The following is a 19,684-nucleotide window of genomic DNA, read 5'->3' on the forward strand; positions in this document are numbered from 1 at the left end:
TCATGTCAGTTGAGCTCAACGCGTTACGAGATCAGATCGATGAAGTCGATCAGCAGATGATTCAGCTACTTGCCCGTCGTCTGGCGTTGGTTGAAAAAGTCGGTGAAGTGAAAAGTCAGCACGGTTTACCGATTTATGCCCCGGAACGTGAAGCAGCGATGCTGGCGGCACGTCGTGAAGAAGCGGAGAAACAGGGGGTTCCTGCTCAACTGATTGAAGATATTCTGCGCCGGACGATGCGTGAGTCGTATGCGAGTGAGAAAGATGCGGGCTTTAAGTGTTTGAATCCCGAGTTGCGTCCGATTGTGATTGTCGGTGGGCATGGGCAGTTAGGGCGCTTATTCGCGCGGATGTTCCGTTTGTCCGGTTATACGGTAAATATCCTCGGCAGTCAGGATTGGGAGCGTGCCGATGAACTCCTGCATGATGCGGGAATGGTGGTTGTGACGGTGCCGATTCATTTGACGCTGGACGTCATATCGCAGCTCAAACACCTGCCTGAAGATTGTATTTTGTGCGATCTGACATCGATAAAATCTCAGCCATTACAAGCAATGCTGGACGTGCATTCTGGCCCGGTTGTCGGATTACACCCGATGTTTGGACCTGATGTGCCAAGCCTTGCGAAGCAGGTTGTGGTCTATTGTGATGGTCGTGGTGCAGACCGTTATCAATGGCTGCTCCAGCAGATCTCGATTTGGGGAGCCAGCTTATGCCAGATCCGGGCTGAAGATCATGATCATGGGATGACATTGATTCAGGCGCTGAGACACTTTACCTCTTATGTGTATGGCTTGCATTTATCGAAAGAAAACCCAGACTTAGAAAAACTCCTTCAGCTCAGTTCTCCGATTTACCGTCTGGAGTTAGTGATGGTTGGACGTTTATTTGGTCAGGACCCGAACCTTTATGGTGATATCATCTTCTCTTCAGAAGAAAACATTGCCATGATTCGTCGTTTTTATCAGTGCTTTACGGAAGCAATGACCATCATTGATGAAAAAGAGAAAGGACGATTTATCGAGAGCTTTTCTAAAACCAGTCAATGGTTTGGTGACTACTCGCAGAAATTTATGTCAGAGAGTCAGAATTTGCTCAAACATGCCAATGATGCGATTCATCGCGGGTAAAGTTGCAGTCGTATTTTTCACTGAAAGAACTTAAAAAAGAGCGGGTAAGCCGCTCTTTTTACATTGTCCGCTATATTGCCCTCGATTTAGTCTGTACCAGACGTATCACTTTCATCATCACCTAAATCAGTCAGGTGTTCGAGTTCTCGATGTAAGAGTTCGTCATTACCGACATTCAGCTCAATCAGCCTTTTCAGGTGAGAAATACTTTCGACATCGATATAAGCAATACTCGCGTGCAATGTATTGTTTTCCAAACTGACGATATTGGCTGTCATTTGAATCGAGATATCACTTTCAGGCAGTGGGAATTCAATGTAAACCGATTGTTGTGGATCGAGTCTCGATTCACCAAGGATAGAAAGTAGTATCCCGTGCAGTGATAGATCCTGAACGGTTGTTGCAATGTGAACTGACCCTTGAGTCAGTAAAGCCGGAGCTCGGTAGATAATCCGTGAAAATCGACGTTTTTCTGCCATATCTCTGCCTCTGTATGTGGGGGAAGGGAACTAAGTTACGGAAAATGCACCGTCATCCGTCTTTTCCTGATAAACAAGGCCGCAATGGCGGCCTTGTTTATCTCAACAGAAAATACTATTTCGCAATACGCTTGTATTTGATGCGATGCGGTTCTGCCGCCTGAGCACCCAGTGTCTGTTTCAGCCATTCTGAGTATTCAGTATAGTTACCTTCGTAGAAGTTGACTTGCCCTTCATCACGGTAATCAAGAATATGTGTCGCAATTCTGTCAAGGAACCAACGGTCATGCGAAATAACCATGGCGCATCCCGGAAACTCTAACAACGCTTCTTCCAGGGCCCGGAGTGTTTCTACATCGAGATCGTTGGTTGGTTCATCAAGCAGTAAGACGTTGCCGCCGGCTTTGAGTAGTTTTGCCAGATGAACGCGGTTACGTTCTCCTCCGGAGAGCTCCCCGATGACTTTTTGCTGATCCACACCTTTAAAATTAAAGCGAGAACAGTAAGCTCGGGCTGGAACCTCAAAGTTATTGATCCGAATAATATCGGCACCTTCAGAAATCTCCTGAAAGACCGTATTCTTATCGTTCATACTGTCACGGAACTGATCAACCGAAGCAAGCTTCACGGTATCACCGATGTCGATCGTCCCTGAGTCGGGTTGTTCAGTGCCACTGAGCATCTTGAACAGTGTCGATTTCCCTGCACCATTTGGACCAATAATGCCCACAATCGCACCTTTCGGCATCGTGAATGACAGATCATCAATTAACACTCTGCCATCGAATGACTTGGTGAGATTTGTTACTTCAATGACTTTTTCGCCTAAACGTTCACCCGGTGGGATAAACAGTTCATTGGTTTCATTGCGTTTTTGATGATCGCTGTTCTGCAACTCTTCAAAACGAGCCATCCGGGCTTTCGATTTTGCCTGACGGCCTTTCGGATTCTGACGAACCCATTCAAGTTCTTTCTCGATGGTTTTCTGGCGGGCTTTTTCCTGAGATGATTCTTGCTTCAGACGTGCGTCTTTCTGTTCCAGCCAAGAGGTATAATTCCCTTGCCATGGAATCCCTTCACCACGGTCAAGTTCCAGAATCCAGCCCGCAGCATTATCTAAGAAGTAACGGTCGTGGGTAATGGCAACCACGGTACCGCTGTAATCGACCAGGAAATGCTCCAGCCAAGCAACGGATTCTGCATCCAAGTGGTTGGTTGGTTCGTCTAATAGCAGCATGTCTGGTTTTTCCAGTAGCAGCCGGCAAATCGCCACTCGACGCCGCTCACCACCAGAAAGGTGACTGATTTTTGCATCCCATTCAGGCAGACGCAGTGCATCTGCGGCACGTTCCAGTATATTATCCAGATTATGGCCATCTTTTGCCTGAATTAAGGCTTCCAAATCCCCTTGCTCTTTGGCCAGCGCATCAAAATCGGCGTCCGGTTCCGCATAAGCTGCATAAACCGCATCGATTCGTTCAAGGGCATTTTTGACATCAGAAACTGCTTCTTCAACAATTTCACGGACGGTTTTACTTTCGTCCAGTACAGGTTCTTGTGGCAGATAGCCGACATTTAATCCGGGTTGGGGACGTGCTTCGCCATCAATGTCTGTATCAATGCCAGCCATGATGCGCAGTAGCGTTGATTTCCCTGCACCATTGAGACCCAGAACACCAATTTTGGCGCCAGGGAAAAAGCTTAGAGAGATATCTTTCAGGATTTGTCTTTTCGGGGGCACGATTTTGCTCACCCGAGACATTGTATACACGTATTCAGCCATGACTGATCGTTCCTAACTGTTACTCGTAGACCAAAACGGTCATTTTATACTAATCAGATGATATTTGTTACTCGCAGCCATTTTTTTCATACAGACTTTGGGCGGGTCAGATGATTTGTGAAAAAATATGCAAATTGATGTTGTTTGAGATTTTTTGTTAATTTAGCCTCTCTCATGTAATAAATGAAGGATATCATGGCTAGAATGTTAAAAAGTCGTTTTAGGGGAGTCGGGCCGATTATATCATTGATGAACGGGTCTTGGCGTCGCGTCATTCTGCCGATGGTACTGGGTGGTTTTATCGGTAGTTGCTTCGCACCACGTAGTTTTGCTCAAAGTGATTTGACACTCGCACAACAGCGTCAGCTTTACGAGCGGGCTCAGCTCTGGCTGGATCAAAAAGAGGTCAAAAAATACCATCGTATCCGTGACCAACTGCTTGATTATCCTTTAACACCTTATCTCGATTATCGCTCCATTTTAGTCAACATCGGTGATAAGCCGCCATTGGTCATTAAAAATTTCATTGATAGTCATCGTCATTTTCCATTTGCCGGGCGAATTAGTGCGCCTTATCTGGATGCGTTAGCTCAGCAAAAGAAGTGGTCGGTATTACTGACCTATCAAAAATCCATTCCCAAACAAGAAAAATATCGTTGCTATTACTATACCGCGATGTGGCATACCGGCAGTAAAAATCAAGCATATCAGGGGGCTGAGTCGCTGTGGTTGAGTGGTGACAGTGTTGATGATGCTTGTGATTTTCTGTTTTCTCAGTGGCGAAAAACCCGGTTTTTTACAGATCAACAAGTGATTGACCGGATGTTTCTCGCTTTTGAACAGCGAAATTTTTCTCTGATGAAGTATCTGAATCGACAGTTGAAGACAGATCAGGTACATGTACAAGCGCAGCGATTGCTTGATGTTTATCGTCATCCGAAGCGGGTTCTGACACTCATGAGCGAAGATGCATTGAGTGCCGATGATTCTAAAACTGTTTTGCTTGGGTTGAAAAAATGGGCCGCAGCGAAGCCGATGGTGGTGTATTCACTGCTCGCGCAGCATCAGTTGACGTTGCTGACCGCTGAAGAACAGAATCATCTTGCACTTTATGTCGCCAGACAATTGCTGGATGAACAATCCGCATCAGGCATGACGGAGTGGCGGGATCAAGTGATTGCAACAAGTGGTGATGTTCCGTTAATTGAACAGCGTATTCGTCAGGCAATCAGGCGCGGAGACTGGCATCATATTCATCGTTGGATTGGCTATTTGCCTGAATCGCAACAACAGTTGCCCAAGTGGCAATTCTGGCTTGGTCGCAGTGAGATCGAATCGGGTAATGAAGCCGAAGGGATCAATAAATTAGCTGCGCTCACTGAATTGCGAAGTTTTTATGGGGTTGCAGCGTCTAAAATTCTGCAACAGCCATTTGTCTATCGAACCAGTACGCTGAACTACAACTCTGATTTGATTGAACCCTATCAAAAGGCGTTGATTCGGATTGAGGAATTGATTGAGCGGGAAAAGATAGTGGCTTCTAAAAGTGAGTGGCGGTGGTTACTTCGGCGTGTCTCAGTGGAAGAGCGTGCGATGTTGGCGCGTTATGCTGCCACTGCCCATTGGTATCATTTGGCGGTGGTTGCTTCGATTCAGGCCAAGCTGTGGGCAAACTTGGATCTGCGTTTTCCCAGAGCTTATCTCAAATGGTTTGAGTTTTTTGGTAATAAAAACAATGTTGATCCGATCTCTCTGATGTCTTTGGCAAGGCAGGAAAGTGCCATGGACATTGCAGCGCATTCTCCGGTGGGAGCGAAGGGGCTGATGCAAATTATGCCATCTACGGCTCGCCATGTTGCCAAAAAATATCGATTGCAGTATCACAGGGCTAGTGAGCTGTTTAATGTGGAAAAAAACATTGAGCTGGGAAGTCAGTACCTTCATGAATTGTTGACGCGATATGACGGCAATCGGGTTCTGGCGTTTGCTGCATACAATGCCGGGCCATACCGGGTTGATCAATGGTTGAAAGCATCGGATGGTGAGTTGGATGTGTATCGCTTCATCGAATCGATTCCTTTCTACGAAACCAGAGGATATGTGCAAAATGTCCTGATGTTCGAAAACTATTACCGCTATTTGATGGGCGTAAAAGGCGATTTTTTACAGCATATCGAAGTGGAAACAAAATATTGATTCCATTGGGCGTTAAAACTACTACAATGGATGAAGTGTATCAACCAACGAGTACAGTCATGTTACAGCAACCAAAATTTACTGACTGGCAGGCTTTATTGGAGCTGCTGAGAGAAGCATCGGAACAGGATCGTCTGGCAATGGTATTGACGATGATGATGAGTTCAGATGAGCGGGAAACATTGGTTTCCAGAATCAATATATTTTATGAGTTACTCAAAGGTGATTTGTCTCAGCGCCAGATCAGTCAGATGCTGGGGGTCGGGGTTGCAACGATTACCAGAGGTTCGAACGAACTGAAATCATGTACTGAAGAGAATAAAGCAGCCCTGATGGCGCTGCTGCTTGGAGAGCACTAGCCCGCGTTTTGAATCAAACCGATTGATGTTGGCAGCCGGCATTCGGTCACGTCTCAATCGGCTTATTTTCGCGTCTTACTTCTTACACCCGATGTGTTAGCCGATCCCGCCCTGAGTCAGCTTTTGTGGGTCGAGCAGTTTTTCCAATTCTGCTCTGCTGAGATCGGTTTCCTCAGCTGCGACATCAATGATTGCCCGTTGTTGTTGGTAAGCTTGTTTGGCGATTTTAGCCGCTTTGGCATATCCGATGACCGGGTTGAGCGCGGTGACTAAAATCGGATTCTTGGCTAAAGCAACATCCAAATTATCCTGACGAACCGTAAACGTAGCGATGGCTTTATCGGCTAACGCGGTGGCGCTGTTGGTCAGCAGTTCGATACTTTCCAGAATATTATGAACAATGACAGGTAACATCACGTTGAGCTGAAAGTTGCCGGCCTGTCCTGCAATGGTAATGGTGGCATCATTACCGATGACCTGAGCTGCTGCCATTGCTGTGGCTTCCGGGATGACGGGATTGACCTTGCCGGGCATGATCGAAGAGCCGGGTTGTAACGCTTGTAGCTCTATTTCGCCTAAACCTGCGAGTGGGCCTGAATTCATCCAGCGCAGATCATTGGAAATTTTCATCAGTGCTACGGCGGTTGTTTTTAACTGTCCAGATAGAGCAACAATGGCATCCTGACTACTGAGGTTGAAAAAGAAATTCTCACTGCTGGCGAACTGAATCCCGGTTTTTTGAGATAAATGTTCGACAAAAGCGGCCGCAAAGCGAGGGTCAGCATTGATTCCCGTTCCTACCGCTGTACCGCCTTGTCCTAAAGCTTTTACTGATGTCAGACTGTGCTCAATCCCCTGAATTGCGTGTTGAATCTGATGCGCCCAGCCACTGAGTTCTTGGGCAAATGTAATCGGCATCGCATCCATTAAGTGCGTGCGTCCCGTTTTGACGTGATGACCAACTTCGGTACTTTTATTGTTGAGGGTTTCAACCAAGTGATTTAACGCCGGGAGTAGCTGTTGTTCGAGCGAAAGGGCACTGCTGATTTGGATGGCTGTCGGAACAACATCGTTGCTGCTTTGCCCCATGTTGATATGATCATTCGGATGAATCTGAGTGCCGAGAATTTGGGAAGCAAGTGTCGCAATCACCTCATTGGCGTTCATATTTGAACTGGTTCCGGAGCCGGTCTGAAAAATATCAATCGGAAACTGTTCGAGGTGCTGTCCATCAATGATTTGTTGAGATGCGAGATGAATTGCATTGGCAACTTCATCTTCTAGCAAGTCTAATTGGACATTTGTCTGTGCTGCTGCTTGTTTGATATAAGCTAAAGCCTGAATAAATCCACGTGGCATTGGCCGTTTACTGATGGCAAAATTATTTACAGCGCGTTGTGTTTGTGCCTGATAAAGGGCATCCGCAGGAACCAGCACTTCTCCCATGCTGTCGGTTTCAGTTCTGAATGTTTGTTTCATGAGTGCGCTCCTATATTTGATTAGTCGAGTATGGTCTGAATACTGCTTAATTGTTGTTGTAACGCCATCAGTTTAACATCGCCATCATTTAACTGACGGTAGTAACGTTTGAGCGTGAGGAGTGGAATGTGGATCGAATCAAGACAGATTCGGCGGAAAATGCGGCTGTATATGGGATCTTGAATTGCGTCCAGAAGATGAAAGAATACCTGCCGGAGAAACAATTCATAGAGTAGCGTGTTTTCATCATGTGTCTCGGGACGGTAAAATGATGCGAGTAGCAGGCCACTTTGAATATATTCCTGAATAATCTCAGGCTCGAACCCCGGTGTTTGGTGATGTTGAATGAACCGGTCCTGAGCTTTGAAAAAAGCGTTATATAAGTTCTCTTCTCGATGCATAGTTACCTCACATTATAATGATAATTATTATCATTATAATGTGACAAATGCAAGTTTACGCTACCCATCAGCCGCCATTCGGTGCGAGAGGCAAGTTGTCAGGATAAAGTGTTGGATTGGCAAAAGGAACAAGCGCCAGAATCAGAGCCTGATGATAAACAGAGCCGCGAGTGAGCAGATGGTTGGTGAGTAAACCGATAGCACCGCCCTGTTGTTTGATATTCGTGGTCTGAAACAGATCGTCCATAATGCTACCGAGTTCGGTTCCGGTATTTAATTGCGTGACCACGTCAGGGGGAAGCGGCAGACTTGAAGAGCGTGATTCCCCTCTTTTTTGTCCTGATTCAACGATCATCCATGCGTAAGTAAATTGTCCTTCTACACCGGCTTCCAGACCCACATAGAAATCAGCGTCTGGGGCACGCTTTCGGGCGTTGGCTATGCGGTTCAATGCGCCTAAACGTGTTTCTGAATCACTCATGGGTTGCTCAGCCACATGACTGGGAACGGATATACCAATCACTTCTGCCTCAACGGTTGGAAATACTTCCTGAAAGGCATTCTCTACCGCTTTGATTTTTACTGGGTTGAGCGATGCGACAATAATTCGGGTCATCATGGTGTTCCTTTTGATTGTTCTGTAAGTGTCGTCAGTTCTGCGATTGATAGTGGTTTACCGAAGTAATAGCCCTGTAAATAATCACATTGGTATGTCTGTAGCCATTGATACATGCTTTCTGTTTCGATCCCTTCAGCGGTGACTTCCATATCCTGAGAGTGACACAGGTCAATTAATGGCTTCACCACCAGATGTTTTTGGGTGGCTATTAAAGTATCAAGAAAATGGCGATCTAATTTTATTTTTTGTACAGGATATTGAACTAACTGAGAAATCGATGTGTATCCTGAGCCAAAGTCATCGATCGTCAGACCAAATCCGAGTTTCGATAATTGGTGTAATAGCGGAAAGCCCTGAGATTCAGCTGCGAATGTTTCAGTAATTTCAAACTCTACCAAATGGACTGGAATCTGATAAGTGTGCGCAAGCGCTTCGATATATTCTGCGAGTTGTAATGAGTTCAGCTCTGCGGATGACAGGTTGATTGCGATTTTTTTCGGTTCATCCTGAATATCTTGAAGCGTTGCGAACTCAGCAAAGGCTTTATGGATAACCCAGCGGTCGATATCACCAAATAATCCGGTTTGCTCTGCAATAGGAATGAACTCGTCAGGAGAAACCTCACCCAACGAAACAGATTCCCAGCGCAGTAAGATTTCAAATCCAGCAATTCTTCTCCCGGAGCCGGTGAAATAAGGTTGATAGACCAAGCTAAATTCATGATCGAAAGCGCTGTTTCTCAACGCTCGCTCGATGTTTGCCCGGCGCTGGACAATTTTATCGAGTGCTTTTGAGTAGTGCGCGATCTGGTTTTTACCTGCATTTTTTGCCTGATACATTGCAGTATCGGCATTGGAAAGAAGTTTCTCTATATGTTGACCGTCTTCCGGGAAGGTCGCAATCCCGATACTGGCAGTAATCGGAAAGTGTCCTATTGGTGAATGAATCCGGTTTTGTATTGGTTCTAATAGTTTTTGTGCAAACCTATCTGCAATTTCAGGTTGTTGAGTCGGTGATTGAAGAAGAATGGCAAATTCATCTCCGGAAAGCCGCGCAGCCAGACAATGCGCGTGATAGGTTTGATTAAAGTCCTGACACATTGTTTCGATATGATTGGCAAAATTAATCAGCAATGAGTCCCCGATTTGATGCCCATACTTATCATTGACGTATTTAAAGTTGTCTAAATCAATATAGAGTGCCCAGACATGTGTGTGAGTCTGAGCCAGAATGGCTTTCGCGTGACGTTGAAACTGATGGCGGTTCGCCAGATTGGTGAGGTGGTCGTTTTCTGCTAATAACTTGGTTTGCTGATAGGTCTTTTCCAGTTCGGTATACATGACATAAAAGCGTGATGATAAGCGTCCGATTTCATCATTACTCGACAGGACTTCAATATTTTTGCGCTGATTATTTTCTACCTCCTGAAGTTGGTGATCCAGCCGGGTGATTGGGTTGATGACATGCCGGTACAACAGCAGCAATAACAGGACAACGGTAAAAAATGCAGAGATATTAAACGCTAAGATTAACTCTTTCTGAATCGTATTGAGCTGTTGGACCAGAATCAATGGTGCCGGAGCCAGCGTTGCGAACCTGTCGGACTGAAGTTCAACGGTTTGAATCAGGTCTTCCTTTTGGGCCGATTGATTTTCTGAAGGTTGCTGAGTGAAAAAAATGGCAGTTTGATTATCGTACTCGAGGACCTTTTTCAGATGGTTGAAGCGATCAAGCGTTGCATAGACAAGCACAAAAAAGATTTCATTCTGGTTATAACTCAGCGGTGTTTGCAGTGTTTTTGTATCTAAAACATTATAACGAATTAAGACACCTTCTCCTGATGAATCTTCAGTATAGCCAACATAAGTGGGCTTTTTGGTCTGCTGGTAAACTTGCTCGGTGTTTTTTAGAAGTTTGGGATCCATCTGGGCAAAAGGATCATGACTGGTGTCGGCATAGTAAAGAACCTTATGCTGACTGTCCAAAATCGATAATGCGATAAACTGTTGCTGCTTGGGCTGAAGTGCATAAATGGTATCATTCAGATTATCAATCAGTTCAAGTTGCCGAAACGGATTCTGTTCATGGTGAATATAGTGGCGAATAATATCGCTTTTAGCCAATGTGTAGGCATAACTACTCACCAGCGTATTCGTCTGACGATAATAGCCGGCTAACTTTTCCATGTTGAGCTGTAGGTAGCTATCGGTTCGTTTTATGAGGGCATCTTTTTGCGTTACATAAATAATGTAATTTGATGCTGCGGCACTCAATAAAACAACTGGTGCGATGAGTAATAATATTCTATGGCTGAGCTTCATGCTGATTAATTAAACTATTGATTATTTTTGAGCGGATATTTAAATTCAAGGGTGAAAGTTCCGTATCAATGATGATGTGCTTCATATCCCCGATGGGGGGAAATATACTCTCATCATGAGTAAAACTTGCCGGAAGTCGTTTGAGTGCTGCCATATTGGGTGTCGCTGCACCGATATCCAGCGCATTTTGAGCCGCGATATCCGGCTGCATCAGATAATTCAGGAAGTCTTTGGCCGCCTTTTTATTTTCTGAATTACTATTGATTGCCATACAATCTACCCAAATAAATATTGGACCGGCAGGTGTGATAAATTTCCAGTTGTTATTATTAAAATATCGATTGAGTGAGTATTGATCGCCACTATATCCTAATGCCATGTAAAGATTGTCATTATCTTTGTGATGGCTTCTCACGTAGCTGAGTGCATATTCATAAGTGATGATATTGGCATTGAAACGTTCCATCGCATGATAAGCGGCTCTCAACTCAGGTAAAGAATCTGTTATTGGGGATAAGTGCTGTGCATATAAGAAAGGTAATAATGTTTCGACACTGTCTTGTATCATGCCGATGTGTCCTTTGACCGTTGGTGGTGGATTCATAAATTCAGACCATGTACGCGGTGGTGAAGGTAATTTATTTTCTCTATAGACAATACCAACACTTCCCCAAAAATAAGGGATGGCGTGTGTCCCGCAAACTTGATTCCAACGCGGATCTATATATTGACGGTTTTTTAGCGATGACAAGTCTTCAAATGCATCCTGCCGGGCAAAAATTTGGGCAGAGACATTATCTAAAACAATAATATCAAAAGGAAGTTGAAAACTTTTCAGCATAAGAAGGCTGCGTTCATCATCATTATCAAAATGGAATAGATGTAAAGGGATATTAAAATATTTGCTCCATTGTGATATGACATGTGTTGATAGTGTATCTTCCCATAGATAAATATTAAGTTCTGAAGCCGTGGCTGTTAAGGGAAAAGCTGCAAGGGTAATAATCAGTATTCTAACCAGTTTTTTAACCATCATTTATACGTTTGAACCTGACGTATGCCGATCCTAAAGATAAGCGCTATTGGCTACTTTATCCTGTATCTAAGATAACAATACGACAAAAGACTATGTTTGAGTGAGGAGATTCATTCTATGTTGTCGATGTCGCATTGTCAGCTTGACCATGGCGGGAAATCATCAATTTCTCAATATTGTTCCACTCGGGTCGGTTTTACATTTTCAATCGGGTAACATCCCAGCACTTTGAGGTATTTGGTTAAATGAGTCAGCTCTTCCAAGGCTTTCTGCATTTCGGGAGACGCTAAATGTGCGGCTAAGTCAACATAGAACATTTCTTCCCAAGGATTTCCCATCACCGGTCTCGACTCTAATTTGGTCATATTAATTCCCAGCGTTTGCAACACCTGAAGGGTTGAAACCAGAGCTCCGGCTTCTTGGGATGTTGCCATAATGAGCGTTGTTTTTGCGGGGATCTGTAAGGAAACTTCGACCGGTTTGCGAGCCACAATAATAAATCGGGTATAGTTCTCGGTTTGATTGGCAATATTGGTTTTGATCGGTTGTAACCCGTACAGTTTTCCGCTGGAGGCATTCCCGATCGCGACAACATCATGACGATTCATCTCTTTGACTTTCTGCATGGCATCCGCTGTACTGATGCAAGATTCGAGCGTGGCATGACGCATATAGCCTAAAAACTCACTGCACTGTTGTAGGGGTTGTGGATGGGAGTAAAGGACTTGAATCTCTTCCAGAGGAATGTCTTGTGTTGCCAACAGGCAATGTTCTATCGGTAAGGTTAATTCCCCGACAATATATAATGTGGTGCGCTGGAGCAGATCATACACTTCGTTAATTGACCCTGAGCTGGTATTTTCTATCGGTAGTACACCGTAATCTGCATGGCCTGACTCAACCGCTTTGGTCACGTCTTTGAATTGCTCGCTATTCATCTCAATCAGTTCGACGTTTTTCCGACTAAAATATTCACGCGTTGCCAAGTGTGAATAGGAGCCTTTCGCCCCCAGAAAAGCGACGCGAGATGTTGGTTTTCTGTGCACTGGGTTGGCTAAATTTTGTAAATAGTTTTGTTGGAGTAATACTGAATCTTCAATGATGGTATAAAAAACTTTGGTGATATAGGGAGTATCTAACTGGTATTTTTCTTTGCCATTATTAATCAATTTCACCAGTAATTGTTGTTCTCTGTCAGCATCACGCACGGGTTTGGCTGTTTCCACCTTGCTTTTTGCAACTTCAATGCTCAATTTGCGGCGTTCTGAAAGTAATTGAAGTAACTGATCGTCTAACTCGTTCAGTCTTAAGCGAATATCCTGCAAAGAGTACTTCTGAGACGTCATTAATATATCCTCATAAGAAAAGACCTCCGTACGGAGAGGAGGTCTCTATTTGTTATTTTATATGCGCAATGATTGTCATTTGATTCAGAGTCTCAGCGCTGATTCATCGGATGAATCTAAAATCGAAAATCGTAATTAGTCACACAATAAGCAAGGTGTCATAAGGCGTCAAGCAAAAAAACAGCGCTGAATCAGCGCTGTTTTATATGATCAATTATTTCTTTTTTACAAGGTTGTCGGTGGGTCAATTTTATCTTTATCAGTACGTTTGGCTTCTGGTTTGTGTCTCAGTTTATTGAGCTGACGTTCTAGTTTCTGTTCGACTTCATTCACAGCGATATAGAGATCTTCGTGTGTGGCCGAGGCAACGAGTTGTCCTTTGGGAATCGAAATAACAGCTTCGAATTTTTTCTTCTTATCCGGTTCTTCTTGGAACGTGGTTTGACAGCCAATGATATCAACTTGCCATTTTTCCAGTTTTTTGATTTTCCCTTCGATATGCTCGCGGATTGCAGAGGTGACTTCAATATTTTTACCGATAATGTTTACATTCATAGGTGATTCCTCTGTAGCTATCCCATCTGGATTATCTTCAGGTTACCTATTTAATATGGAAAAAATGTGACGCGCGTCACTTAAATGGGCGATGAATTCTGACGTCGAATCAAACGTGATCTGTCGCAAAGAGTCATTGCGAGAAAGTGAGAAAAGGGTTGAGAATATTTTACGTCACGTTAGATTAGAGGAAGGTTGAACTGAAAAATATTTGTTTTTTAGTGGTTTTTTTCAGCTTGATAAAAAGCGGTCAGTTAAAAAGTCATCAAATCGGCTGCTCAGTCAATTCGTATCTTCTTTCCAAAAAACGGATTTCCAAATAAATGAATTGCTCCTCCAAAAATGAGGAAGAGCAATCCGTGTCAGTTTGTTTCATTCACGCATGTTTATTTGGTGGGGTTTAATTTGATAAGTGTCTGCGTTCGTTTTACCGCGTCAGTTAATCCTAGCTGTTGGTAGGCTTTCAATTGTATCTGTAATGACTTTCTTGCTGCTTCAGTATTCGGGAACGTTTTCTGTAGTTCCTGACAACGTTTGATTGCTGCGATCCATGCTTCTCTTCTCAAATAAAAATCTGCCGTCGCCAAGTCATAATTAGCCAATCTGTTCTTTAGCGCAAAAAGGCGTTGATGAGCATCTTTGGCATAAGGACTATTCGGGTAGCGCTCAAGTAATTTTTTAAAATCGGCAAAAGCTTCTTTCGCCGGTTCAGGATCGCGATCCGAACGATCAATATTAAACAGATCCTGCATAAAGTTGTTATCTTGGGCGATGTTGGTTAGGCCTCGCATATACAGTACCCAATCGATTTTATCGTGCGTTGGATTCAAACGCATAAAGCGATCAATCGTTGCCAGACTCATGGCGAGCTGATCACTTTTATAATAAGCGTAGATCAGATCAAGCTGGACCTGTTTTGAATACGCACCGAACGGATAACGTGAGTCCATTGCTTCCAATTTTTCAATTGCATTGGTCCAGTTACCATTTTGCAAAGAGACTTTGGCTTCTGAATAGAGCTGTGAAGGAGGGATATCGGGAACAACGTGTTCACTGCTGGAGCATCCCGCTAGAAGTGTCAGCGCAAGTAGACCTGATAAAGCTTGATATTTCATGTCAGAAGTGGCTTCCTTTAATTCAAAATAGTTCAGTGAAAGTTCTCTTTGTAAAAGGTTACGTTACTTTCTCTGTGGTAACAGATACAATAGTGCATCATTTTATCCATACTAGGGACTATTAGTCTCCTTGTTTTTTAAAAAGTTCGATATGGCTCAGCAGATTGAATTAAAGAGTACCGTAAGAGATAGTCAGTTAGGACAACGCCTCGATCAGGCGATTGCCGAACTGTTTTCTGATTTTTCCCGTTCTCGTCTTAAAGAATGGTTACTTGCCGGCAAAGTAGTTGTCGATGGTGAAGTGGTAATCAAACCTCGTCAGAGAGTGATGGGGGGTGAAGACATTGTTCTTCACGCTGAACTGGAAGATGAAGAGCGCTGGCTTCCTCAGGATATTGCGTTGGATATCGTCTATGAAGATGATGATATTCTGGTGATCAATAAACCCCGTGACTTTGTGGTTCATCCCGGTGCCGGGACACCCGATGGCACGGTACTGAATGCATTACTGCATCATTACCCACAAATTGCGGAAGTGCCAAGAGCAGGGATTGTCCATCGTCTGGACAAAGATACGACCGGCCTGATGGTGGTTGCAAAGACCGTTCCGGCTCAAACTCGTTTGGTCCGGGCGCTTCAGAAACGAAAAATTACCCGAGAATATGAAGCGATTGCAATCGGAACAATGACCGCTGGTGGTTTGGTTGATCAACCGATTGGTCGGCATTCGACCAAACGAACATTGATGGCCGTATCACCGATGGGAAAACCAGCCGTGACGCATTATCGGGTGGCAGAACATTTCCGTGAGCACACACGGATTAGATTGCGGTTGGAAACCGGACGAACTCACCAAATTCGTGTGCATATGGCATCGATTCAGCACCCGTTATTGGGAGACATTGCTTATGGCGGGCGAGTCAAAATTCCGAAAGGTGCAGATGATGAGGTTGTATCGTTGATCAGAAACTTTGATCGTCAGGCGCTCCACGCGGTAATGTTGCGGTTTGAGCATCCAATTACAGGAGAAGTGCTGGAATTCCATGCCCCAGTTCCTGAAGACATGGTGATTCTGACTGAAGCATTACGTGACGATATCAACACATATGGGAAAGATGAGTATTCATCATGATCATCCCTGACTGGCAGCTTCCTCAAAATATTCGTGCGGTGTCTTCGACACGCCAACGCGGTGTTTCCACCGGGGAATATCACAGTCTTAACTTGGGAATGCATGTCGGTGATGCTACGGAACATGTTGCAGAAAACCGTCAACGGATGATCGCCTATGCTGACATGCCTTCGGCACCGGTATGGATGAATCAAACCCATTCAACACAAGTGCTTCCCATTCATCAGCCAACCACTGATGTGCTGGATGCAGATGGGATTTTTACCCGGACACCGGGAATTGTTTGTGCGGTGATGACCGCAGACTGTCTGCCCATTCTGATGACGAATTCGTCAGGGACTGAGGTTGCTGCGGTTCATGCCGGCTGGCGAGGATTAGCTCACGGTATTATTGAAAAGGCCGTCGCCTGTTTCTCTGGGGAAGTGATGGTATGGCTGGGGCCTGCAATCAGTAAAGCTGCTTTTGAGGTCGGTGATGATGTGGTCGCTGCGTTCACCCGGGTCGATCCAATGGCTGAACAAGCGTTTGAACCACGCCTGCAAGATGGAAAGTGGTCCGCGGATTTAGTGAAACTGGCGCAACAACGACTGCACCGAGTTGGGGTTGAACATGTTTCCGTCAGTGGTTTATGTACATACAGTGATAGTCACAACTTTTTTTCTTTTCGACGGGATGGTGTGACGGGCAGACAAGCTTCATTTATTTGGATCAAATAACCATCTTTTTATGGTGGTGATTTGATCGCTCCCCCTTGAAAAAACGATCAGGCGTATCCATTTTTCTAACAGTGGAATTTTATTGCTCCGAAGCAAGCAGGAGATAGATATGCGTCTTGATCGATTTACCAGTAAATTTCAAATTGCTATTTCTGATGCCCAGTCACTCGCACTCGGGCGTGATCATCAATATATAGAGCCCGTTCATTTGATGGTCGCTTTGCTCGATCAAAATGGCAGTCCTATCCGGCCACTACTAACCATGCTGGATGTAGATGTCATGCATTTACGATCCAAACTTGGAGAAATGCTTGATCGACTCCCTAAAGTGAGTGGTATTGGTGGTGAAGTTCAATTGTCCAATACCATGGGGACAGTCTTGAACATGTGTGACAAGGTTGCCCAGAAACGACAAGATACTTATATCTCTTCCGAAATTTTTCTTTTAGCGGCGATAGAAGACAAAGGGCCTCTCGGAAAACTACTGAAAGAAATCGGTTTAACTGAGAAAAAAGTCTCCGACGCAATAGATAAAATTCGCGGAGGACAGAAAGTTAATGATCCGAATGCGGAAGAACTACGTCAAGCACTTGAAAAATACACGATAGATCTGACTGAGCGTGCAGAACAGGGGAAATTAGATCCTGTCATTGGCCGTGATGATGAGATCCGACGGACGATTCAGGTTCTTCAACGCCGGACTAAGAATAATCCAGTGATCATCGGTGAACCCGGTGTGGGTAAAACCGCCATTGTTGAAGGATTAGCGCAGCGGATCATTAACAGTGAGGTACCGGAAGGGCTTCGCGGACGTCGGGTGCTTTCCCTTGATATGGGGGCATTGGTCGCCGGTGCGAAATATCGGGGTGAGTTTGAAGAGCGTTTGAAGTCTGTCCTGAATGAGCTCGCTAAAGAAGAAGGGAATGTCATTCTGTTCATTGATGAGCTGCATACCATGGTCGGCGCTGGTAAAGGTGAAGGTTCTATGGATGCAGGTAACATGTTGAAACCGGCATTAGCCAGAGGAGAACTTCACTGTGTTGGTGCCACCACCTTGGATGAATACCGGCAGTATATTGAAAAAGATGCCGCGCTTGAACGTCGTTTCCAGAAAGTATTGGTCTCAGAGCCGAGTGTTGAGGATACGGTTGCGATTTTGCGCGGTCTGAAAGAGCGTTATGAGCTCCATCATCACGTCGAGATTACTGACCCGGCGATTGTATCGGCGGCGAGTCTCTCTCACCGATATATTTCGGATCGGCAACTTCCCGATAAAGCGATTGATTTAATTGATGAAGCGGCTTCCAGCATCCGTCTGCAAATCGATTCAAAACCAGAAGCGTTGGATAAACTAGAACGCAAAATTGTACAGCTAAAAATAGAGCAACAGGCGCTTAGTAATGAGCATGATGATGCCAGTGAGAAACGACTGAATATTCTCAATGATGAATTGCAAGAGAAAGAGCGGGAATATGCCGAGCTAGAAGAGATCTGGAATGCTGAAAAAGCCGCTCTTTCTGGTACTCAGCACATCAAAGCTGAACTTGAACAGGCCCGCTTGGATCTTGAAGTCGCTCGCAGAGCAACTGATCTGAACCGGATGTCGGAACTTCAGTATGGCCGAATACCCGAGTTAGAAAAGCAGTTGGATCTCGCGACTCAAGCCGAAATGCAGGAAATGACATTACTGAAGAATAAAGTAACAGATGCGGAAATTGCAGATGTTTTGTCAAAGCAAACCGGTATTCCAGTTTCAAAAATGCTTGAAGCTGAAAAAGAAAAACTGCTACGTATGGAAGATGCGTTGCATAAACGGGTCATTGGACAAGGGGAAGCTGTTGAGGTGGTATCTAATGCGATCCGCCGTAGTCGGGCAGGTTTATCTGATCCCAATCGACCAATTGGTTCATTCTTATTCTTGGGGCCAACCGGGGTTGGTAAAACAGAACTGTGTAAAACACTCGCTAACTTTATGTTCGACAGCGATGATGCGATGGTTCGAATCGATATGTCTGAATTTATGGAGAAGCACTCCGTGGCTCGTTTGGTTGGCGCGCCTCCCGGCTATGTCGGATATGAAGAAGGTGGATATCTGACAGAAGCAGTCCGCAGAAAGCCTTACTCTGTCATTTTATTGGATGAGGTTGAAAAAGCGCACTCTGACGTTTTCAATATTCTGCTTCAGGTTTTGGATGATGGTCGATTAACCGACGGACAGGGGAGAACGGTCGATTTTCGCAATACCGTTGTGATCATGACTTCTAATTTAGGTTCTTCACATATTCAGGAACATTTTAAAGAACTGAATTATGAAACAATGAAAGAGCAAGTGATGGATGTTGTCAGTAAACATTTCCGTCCAGAATTCCTCAACCGGATTGATGAATGTGTGGTATTTCATCCATTGGGTAAAGGACAAATTAAGTCGATTGCATCGATTCAGATTGAGCATTTGCGTCAACGGATGCAGGAAAAAGATTATGACCTTGACGTAGAAGAGGTCGCATTAGAATTGATTGCTCAAGTTGGTTATGACCCTGTTTATGGTGCGAGACCACTCAAACGCGCCATACAGCAATCCGTAGAAAACCCACTGGCGAAATTAATTCTTAGTGGGGAGCTACTACCTGGGATTCCGATTCGTCTGTCAGTAGAAGATAGTCAGATTGTAATGTCACAGTAGAGATGGTTGGATTGAAATCACAAAAGAGGTGTCTGATGACACCTCTTTTTGGTAGGTGGTCATGTGAAAATATGTGATAACTCGAATAAAAGCGCTAAAAAATTAATCGCTTCGATTGATATTTAATCGGTTAGACGGAAAAAGAAAGAATTTATAGCTTTTGCTATTGCTAAGTTCAATTAACGCCATATAATGCGCCTCGTTGTCTCGGGACTCAGTCGCGATTCGATGACGGATTTTGAGTTTTAAGTGCTCAAAAAAAGAGAATAAAAAAGTGTTTGACACAAAGATTTATCTCGCTAAAATGTCCGTCCGCTTCAAGTGCTAACAAAGC

General features: G+C 44.5%; 16 protein-coding genes. 6 read left to right on the forward strand and 10 right to left on the reverse strand.

Annotation, left to right across the window (positions count from 1 at the left end):
- The first annotated feature begins 2 nt into the window (after nucleotides 1-2).
- A complete protein-coding gene (tyrA, locus tag OCU60_RS03370) occupies nucleotides 3-1,130 on the forward strand; it encodes a bifunctional chorismate mutase/prephenate dehydrogenase (protein WP_074372873.1) in 1,128 nt (375 codons plus the stop codon).
- Between the two features lie 86 nt (nucleotides 1,131-1,216).
- Here tyrA and OCU60_RS03375 read toward each other — a convergent pair whose 3' ends face one another.
- The gene (locus OCU60_RS03375; protein ID WP_074372874.1) at nucleotides 1,217-1,609 is read right to left on the reverse strand and encodes a PilZ domain-containing protein; all 393 of its coding nucleotides are present in this window, start codon (nucleotides 1,607-1,609) and stop codon (nucleotides 1,217-1,219) included.
- A 115-nt stretch (nucleotides 1,610-1,724) separates the two neighbouring features.
- Nucleotides 1,725-3,392 (reverse strand): energy-dependent translational throttle protein EttA, encoded by a 1,668-nt coding sequence (gene ettA / locus OCU60_RS03380; RefSeq protein ID WP_074372875.1) that lies wholly within the window; start codon nucleotides 3,390-3,392, stop codon nucleotides 1,725-1,727.
- A gap of 195 nt (nucleotides 3,393-3,587) precedes the next feature.
- Between ettA and OCU60_RS03385 the strand changes: the two genes are divergently transcribed.
- Both OCU60_RS03385 and trpR read left to right on the forward strand, forming a co-directional pair.
- Nucleotides 3,588-5,588, forward strand: a complete 2,001-nt coding sequence (locus tag OCU60_RS03385; protein ID WP_159439458.1) for a transglycosylase SLT domain-containing protein — start codon at nucleotides 3,588-3,590, stop codon at nucleotides 5,586-5,588.
- Between the two features lie 59 nt (nucleotides 5,589-5,647).
- A complete protein-coding gene (gene trpR, locus OCU60_RS03390; RefSeq protein WP_074372905.1) occupies nucleotides 5,648-5,947 on the forward strand; it encodes a trp operon repressor in 300 nt (99 codons plus the stop codon).
- Between the two features lie 96 nt (nucleotides 5,948-6,043).
- Here the strand turns inward: trpR and OCU60_RS03395 are convergent, their stop codons facing one another.
- The 8 genes from OCU60_RS03395 to bamD all read right to left on the reverse strand — a co-directional run bounded on the left by OCU60_RS03395 (nucleotide 6,044) and on the right by bamD (nucleotide 14,819).
- Nucleotides 6,044-7,426: a class II fumarate hydratase gene (locus OCU60_RS03395; RefSeq protein WP_074372876.1), complete on the reverse strand. Its 1,383-nt coding sequence runs from the start codon at nucleotides 7,424-7,426 to the stop codon at nucleotides 6,044-6,046.
- A 20-nt stretch (nucleotides 7,427-7,446) separates the two neighbouring features.
- Nucleotides 7,447-7,827: a hypothetical protein gene (locus tag OCU60_RS03400; protein WP_074372877.1), complete on the reverse strand. Its 381-nt coding sequence runs from the start codon at nucleotides 7,825-7,827 to the stop codon at nucleotides 7,447-7,449.
- 67 nt (nucleotides 7,828-7,894) lie between these two features.
- Nucleotides 7,895-8,443 carry an inosine/xanthosine triphosphatase gene (yjjX, locus tag OCU60_RS03405; RefSeq protein WP_370738677.1) on the reverse strand — a complete coding sequence of 183 codons (549 nt, stop codon included), beginning with the start codon at nucleotides 8,441-8,443 and terminating at the stop codon, nucleotides 7,895-7,897.
- Complete coding sequence (locus OCU60_RS03410) at nucleotides 8,443-10,767, reverse strand: putative bifunctional diguanylate cyclase/phosphodiesterase (protein WP_074372879.1); 2,325 nt, start codon at nucleotides 10,765-10,767, stop codon at nucleotides 8,443-8,445. Before OCU60_RS03410 ends, yjjX begins: the two co-directional genes overlap by 1 nt.
- Nucleotides 10,751-11,800: a polyamine ABC transporter substrate-binding protein gene (locus OCU60_RS03415; protein WP_074372906.1), complete on the reverse strand. Its 1,050-nt coding sequence runs from the start codon at nucleotides 11,798-11,800 to the stop codon at nucleotides 10,751-10,753. Before OCU60_RS03415 ends, OCU60_RS03410 begins: the two co-directional genes overlap by 17 nt.
- A gap of 173 nt (nucleotides 11,801-11,973) precedes the next feature.
- Nucleotides 11,974-13,149 carry a prephenate dehydratase gene (gene pheA / locus OCU60_RS03420; RefSeq protein WP_074372880.1) on the reverse strand — a complete coding sequence of 392 codons (1,176 nt, stop codon included), beginning with the start codon at nucleotides 13,147-13,149 and terminating at the stop codon, nucleotides 11,974-11,976.
- 225 nt (nucleotides 13,150-13,374) lie between these two features.
- Nucleotides 13,375-13,704 (reverse strand): ribosome hibernation-promoting factor, HPF/YfiA family, encoded by a 330-nt coding sequence (gene hpf / locus OCU60_RS03425; RefSeq protein WP_074372881.1) that lies wholly within the window; start codon nucleotides 13,702-13,704, stop codon nucleotides 13,375-13,377.
- Nucleotides 13,705-14,090: 386 nt separating this feature from the next.
- On the reverse strand, nucleotides 14,091-14,819 hold the full coding sequence (bamD, locus tag OCU60_RS03430) for an outer membrane protein assembly factor BamD (RefSeq protein WP_074372882.1): 729 nt from the start codon (nucleotides 14,817-14,819) through the stop codon (nucleotides 14,091-14,093).
- A 151-nt stretch (nucleotides 14,820-14,970) separates the two neighbouring features.
- Between bamD and rluD the strand changes: the two genes are divergently transcribed.
- From rluD to clpB, 3 genes are all read left to right on the forward strand, one after another.
- A complete protein-coding gene (gene rluD, locus OCU60_RS03435; protein ID WP_074372883.1) occupies nucleotides 14,971-15,951 on the forward strand; it encodes a 23S rRNA pseudouridine(1911/1915/1917) synthase RluD in 981 nt (326 codons plus the stop codon).
- On the forward strand, nucleotides 15,948-16,667 hold the full coding sequence (gene pgeF, locus OCU60_RS03440; protein WP_074372884.1) for a peptidoglycan editing factor PgeF: 720 nt from the start codon (nucleotides 15,948-15,950) through the stop codon (nucleotides 16,665-16,667). The genes rluD and pgeF overlap by 4 nt, the downstream gene beginning before the upstream one ends.
- Nucleotides 16,668-16,776: 109 nt before the next feature.
- A complete protein-coding gene (gene clpB, locus OCU60_RS03445; RefSeq protein ID WP_074372885.1) occupies nucleotides 16,777-19,350 on the forward strand; it encodes an ATP-dependent chaperone ClpB in 2,574 nt (857 codons plus the stop codon).
- The last annotated feature ends 334 nt before the right edge of the window (nucleotides 19,351-19,684 follow it).

Source organism: Vibrio spartinae, assembly GCF_024347135.1.
Classification (GTDB): domain Bacteria; phylum Pseudomonadota; class Gammaproteobacteria; order Enterobacterales; family Vibrionaceae; genus Vibrio; species Vibrio spartinae.

What these genes read in the sequence shown, in the direction of transcription:
- tyrA (WP_074372873.1), top strand. Translation starts at nt 3, where the DNA reads ATGTCAGTTGAGCTCAACGCGTTACGAGATCAGATCGATGAAGTCGAT.
- OCU60_RS03375 (WP_074372874.1), bottom strand. Translation starts at nt 1,609, where the DNA reads ATGGCAGAAAAACGTCGATTTTCACGGATTATCTACCGAGCTCCGGCT.
- ettA (WP_074372875.1), bottom strand. Translation starts at nt 3,392, where the DNA reads ATGGCTGAATACGTGTATACAATGTCTCGGGTGAGCAAAATCGTGCCC.
- OCU60_RS03385 (WP_159439458.1), top strand. Translation starts at nt 3,588, where the DNA reads ATGGCTAGAATGTTAAAAAGTCGTTTTAGGGGAGTCGGGCCGATTATA.
- trpR (WP_074372905.1), top strand. Translation starts at nt 5,648, where the DNA reads ATGTTACAGCAACCAAAATTTACTGACTGGCAGGCTTTATTGGAGCTG.
- OCU60_RS03395 (WP_074372876.1), bottom strand. Translation starts at nt 7,426, where the DNA reads ATGAAACAAACATTCAGAACTGAAACCGACAGCATGGGAGAAGTGCTG.
- OCU60_RS03400 (WP_074372877.1), bottom strand. Translation starts at nt 7,827, where the DNA reads ATGCATCGAGAAGAGAACTTATATAACGCTTTTTTCAAAGCTCAGGAC.
- yjjX (WP_370738677.1), bottom strand. Translation starts at nt 8,443, where the DNA reads ATGACCCGAATTATTGTCGCATCGCTCAACCCAGTAAAAATCAAAGCG.
- OCU60_RS03410 (WP_074372879.1), bottom strand. Translation starts at nt 10,767, where the DNA reads ATGAAGCTCAGCCATAGAATATTATTACTCATCGCACCAGTTGTTTTA.
- OCU60_RS03415 (WP_074372906.1), bottom strand. Translation starts at nt 11,800, where the DNA reads ATGGTTAAAAAACTGGTTAGAATACTGATTATTACCCTTGCAGCTTTT.
- pheA (WP_074372880.1), bottom strand. Translation starts at nt 13,149, where the DNA reads ATGACGTCTCAGAAGTACTCTTTGCAGGATATTCGCTTAAGACTGAAC.
- hpf (WP_074372881.1), bottom strand. Translation starts at nt 13,704, where the DNA reads ATGAATGTAAACATTATCGGTAAAAATATTGAAGTCACCTCTGCAATC.
- bamD (WP_074372882.1), bottom strand. Translation starts at nt 14,819, where the DNA reads ATGAAATATCAAGCTTTATCAGGTCTACTTGCGCTGACACTTCTAGCG.
- rluD (WP_074372883.1), top strand. Translation starts at nt 14,971, where the DNA reads ATGGCTCAGCAGATTGAATTAAAGAGTACCGTAAGAGATAGTCAGTTA.
- pgeF (WP_074372884.1), top strand. Translation starts at nt 15,948, where the DNA reads ATGATCATCCCTGACTGGCAGCTTCCTCAAAATATTCGTGCGGTGTCT.
- clpB (WP_074372885.1), top strand. Translation starts at nt 16,777, where the DNA reads ATGCGTCTTGATCGATTTACCAGTAAATTTCAAATTGCTATTTCTGAT.